This window comes from Megasphaera intestinihominis (assembly GCF_040096415.1).
GTDB classification, from domain to species: Bacteria; Bacillota; Negativicutes; order Veillonellales; family Megasphaeraceae; genus Megasphaera; species Megasphaera intestinihominis.
The window spans coordinates 1-4418 of record NZ_JBBMEU010000105.1; the positions used below are offsets into that span (position 1 = coordinate 1).

Sequence of the window (4418 nt, forward strand, 5' to 3'; positions counted from 1 at the left end):
CGCTGCTTAGAATAATTCTGCTTACTGCCACTCTTAAAATTTTAGAACGTGGTCTTGACAAGGGGCCCATTATATATTGATTAATGCTACATTTTCGTTCACGCAGAAGTTCAAAAACATTGATTTGGTATTTTTTGATTATAAAATCTAGTCTATCAATATTATCTGAAAAAACATTAGGATCAAATTCTTCGTTGCTAATACTATATAAATTTTCAACAATCTCTTTAGTATATGTAATTTTCTTTTCTTGCGTTATTTTATCGAGCAATATTAACTGATAATCCATAACTTCATGATATGCTCGTCCTTTATCCCAATTCATTATACGGCTAAAAATATCATCCCATCTATTTTGATAGATGTCCTCACTCTGAAATTTATCCTGACTTAACTGAGATAATGCAATGACAGCATTTCCCATATTATTTATATGATTTAAAACTTCTCCTAACATAGAATCAAAATTAGGATTAGCCGAGATTCTTTCAACTTCATTCGTATCTTGATTTTCCAATGCCTGCTTCAATGGTCTAGACAAGGCAACTTGAAGTCCCTTGTCTAGAGACACTTGATAAATCAAGGATGCGATAGATTTAAAATATTCATCTCCTCCATCTTGATTAACCAAATAGTCTAATGGCTTTAAATAATCAAATTTAGTCAAAGCATCTGTAATATTAGATAAAATATAATTCTGCTTTTTAATAAAAATAGCAATATATCTTGATTTAATTTGATTATCAACCCCCGACAACTTGATGGTCGCAAACTCATTAATAAATGCAATAATATTCCTAGGTGTGATCACTTCGGTAAAAGCATCGAAAATTCTTTTCACATAGTCAAATTCAATCTCATCTTGAACGGATTTAAAAGCATCTGTCCAACGCTCTCTAAAAAAAGCTTCCCAATCGCTTAAAACAGGTAATGAGACACGAAATACTAAAGAAAACGTCTTTTGTATAAAATCATCAACCAAAGCCAATTGATTAATTTTTTCTGTATCATATGTAGTCATTTTTTTATCAGTATCATTCGCGGTATTTGATTCATTCTCCTCTTCCTGATAAAAAGCATCTCTAATTTTATTCTTGTCAAACGGCACTAAAACAAGGATATTATGCAATTCAGCTGCACTTGAAAAGCACATATGAATCGTAGCCCATATGTCTTTAACCTTATCTTTATTCATACGATCAATATTATCTATAACAATAACAAGCTTGTGATTATTAAGACCTTTGTCGATTACTTGCAAGAAGTTTTCAAAAGATTTAGATGATGGATTTAACTGATTGATTCTTTTCATCGTCGTATTTTTTTCTTCTTTTTTATTATAGATTTGTAATGTTTTATTTTTGAAATTAGAAAAAAATGAACAGATTCCCTTAGCCTGCCGTAATGATTGAAAAATAATGATAAAGAACGATAAACCAATAGCCCCGATAGATATTATGCCTAGGTAAAAGCTTAAATTGAAATAAATATCTTTCACAAAATTATTTGCTGAAAAACAAATAAGACTGACCACTAAGAAAAAAAATGCCCATGAAAAATCTGGATTTTTAATAGTATTGGTTATAATTTCCGTTCCTAATGTTTCTTCTTTAATTTGATTTAAATCAGCTGTATAAGCAGTGCAAATTTTCTGTTCAGCAACAAAATCTGAAAGTTCTTCAATGATAGCACGTCTATGTAAATCTTCTTGATGTCCCCAAGCATCATAAAGAAAAAAAGAGTAACCTTTACCTTTCAGTTTTTTTTCTAGGATTTTTACTAAATTGCTTTTCCCAGTTCCCCATCCGCCTTCAATACCTATAAGTCGTATTGGTGATTCTTCATTATCAATATTTAGAATCAATTTTTTAATTGACTCTGCGATGTGTTCTTGTGATTTGCTGGCAAATTCATCGTTGCCAACAGGAACATTTTGCAGAATTTTAGGAGTTACTATATCAGACATTTTTCCACCTTATCTAACAAAAAATTTGTCTCGATTGCATTCAAATCTACTAACAATCGCGTTTTTCGATTCATTGCGCTCTTACTTTAACTATCATGACAATCGATTCCACCGAAAAGCCAGTTCATCGCTCGTGTAGCAGAGAAAAGGTTGTAAAGTGCTGCTAAAAAACGTTCTTTCCCATTTTAACAATATGGCCAATCACCAATTATCTGTCCATCCAAAAGTGTCTTTTGTAATTTCAATAATAGCAATAGTGAGTTAAACAATCCGCCACAATAAATTGGTTCTAGTGCCACAGTAATCCCTCGAATTTTCGGAAATAAAAATTCTTTTCTATCTGTAGTGAATAATTGTTCCATTTCACGGAGTAATATCTTACAGCTATGCTCATCTGATTTTCCATTCGTAAAATAATCTAAGTCAATATCCAGGTACAGTTCCTCTTCCCCATGGATTTTATCTGCTGAAAACAACTTATCAGGATGATTATAATAACTGATAGTTTCACAATTATTCATCGTATGATCATCTCCTTTATGTAAAATATAGACGTGCCCCAATAACTCATTTGTTAATCCTGCACAAATTTGAGTATCATTCCCTTCATCCATATCTTGCCAAATAGATAGAATTGGTTCTTTATCTTTTGAAAATTGATGTTCTGAACGTTCTGGCATTGTATCTGTATGATAATCTATCGACAATAGTGAAATAGAGCGGTCGTATTTTTCGTGCCACTTTAGCCAATAATATAAGGCAAATCGATGTTCAATAAAACATGCTAACTCTATGCTTTCTCCATTTTTTAACTTCATAGGCGTTACAATACTTCCTGGAAAAGCGCGATCATACATTTCCATAATTTTTGCCCCTTTTCCTGAATATAAAATAGTATCACCTAATTTAATACATCCTTATAAATAGCTTCTTTATGTTTAAAAGATTCTATGCCCCCTTCAAGATAATTTATGATTTCTTTTTTTATTACGGGAGAATTTGAATACCCAAATTTTTTTAACCACCCATGTTCTCCATTTGAATCCATAACTATAACTTGATCAGCCTTAGCATTCGTAACAATAGTTGCATTATGTGTCGCAACAATAACCTGCCTTTTCCCTTTCATTGTCCTTAACTCTTGAACAAGATTCTTATAAATATATTGACTATCTAGATTGTCTTCAGGTTGGTCAATAATCAAAGGTCGGAAATCTTCTGCATATTTACTATATCCTAAAATAAAAGATAAGATTGCAACAACTTTTTGCCCTAATGATAGTCTCGTAATATCGCGAAAACAAGGCTTACGCTTTTCAACATTCTCTCTATTTGAAACATTAAATTCAATTGTATATGAATCACAATGTTCTAAATAATCATTATCTAATTTTTCAATAATTTGAGTATGGTAATTTCGGTTAATATAATCAACAACTTCTTTAATTATATTAATTTCATCTTCTTTACCCATTGAAATAATACCATTATCTATATCTTTCTGGGTTATCTCTTTACAGAATTGCTTTATTTTCAATTGCGCTTTTATGTTAGTATAGTCTGACTTCATAATTAACTGCAAAAACTCAAGTATCCCTACACGCCGACAACACTTATCAATCCCTGCCAAAAATTCCTCTATTGTGATATTATATATTTTATTATGAAGTCGAAAAAAAGTATGGGAAAATTGAGGCATCGATTTTAACATCTTTTCAAAATCGATAAAATCGGTTCCCAAATATCGAATTTTATATACAATTTTTAATTTATCCTTTTGGTATTCATCACTATTAAATTCTTCGATAATTGATAAAATTTGATTTTTTCTTCTTTCTTGTATTTTTCTCAGTTTATCAAAATTTATATCATTATCTTTTTTCCGTGTAAACTGTGGAATAGCCTTAAACTTAGGATTTGACAACAATACAGTCTTTACATACTGCTCTACCGTATCTTTTTTATCTGCCATTTGCACAAGTTCATTAATAGAATAAGATTGGCTAAGGATTTTTTCAAATACATATCTATAACATCCTATTGACATTTTAACCAACTTTTTCTCATTAATTTTAAATAAATGTACATATTTCAACAATTCTTTTCTTAAATTTGTGTTTTCTTTCTTTATTTCTATTCCCAAACCTTTCTTCCATTGACCATATGGAATTTTATCAGAATTTTCATATTGCCATAAATAATTTAGAACTTCAATGTCCTTTTCATCTTTTGGCGGTTGAAAAGATACCAAATACGAATATCCTTCCAAATAAATAAAAACAGCCAATACATCATATTCTAAAATTGCATTCATAATATCAAGTGATTTATAATGTTGGCGTAACACTGCTTCTATTATATTAATAATCGTACTTGGGTGTGTCAAGAGTTTTGTGTAAATCGATTCAATAAGCAACATCGTATTGCTGCATAAGCTGAGACATCCTGTCGT

Annotated in this window: 3 protein-coding genes; all 3 read right to left on the reverse strand. The window is 30.5% G+C overall.

Annotated features, from left to right (window positions below; all coding sequences use genetic code 11):
- A partial coding sequence (locus WMO23_RS10930; RefSeq protein ID WP_349174063.1) for a P-loop NTPase fold protein occupies positions 1-1966 on the reverse strand: 1966 nt, incomplete at its 3' end.
- A gap of 185 nt (positions 1967-2151) precedes the next feature.
- Positions 2152-2829 carry a hypothetical protein gene (locus WMO23_RS10935; protein WP_349174065.1) on the reverse strand — a complete coding sequence of 226 codons (678 nt, stop codon included), beginning with the start codon at positions 2827-2829 and terminating at the stop codon, positions 2152-2154.
- A 38-nt stretch (positions 2830-2867) separates the two neighbouring features.
- A partial coding sequence (locus tag WMO23_RS10940; protein WP_435404770.1) for a hypothetical protein occupies positions 2868-4418 on the reverse strand: 1551 nt, incomplete at its 5' end.

Excerpts from the sequence above, each read along its gene's own strand:
- WMO23_RS10935 (WP_349174065.1), bottom strand. The coding sequence starts at position 2,829 with ATGGAAATGTATGATCGCGCTTTTCCAGGAAGTATTGTAACGCCTATG.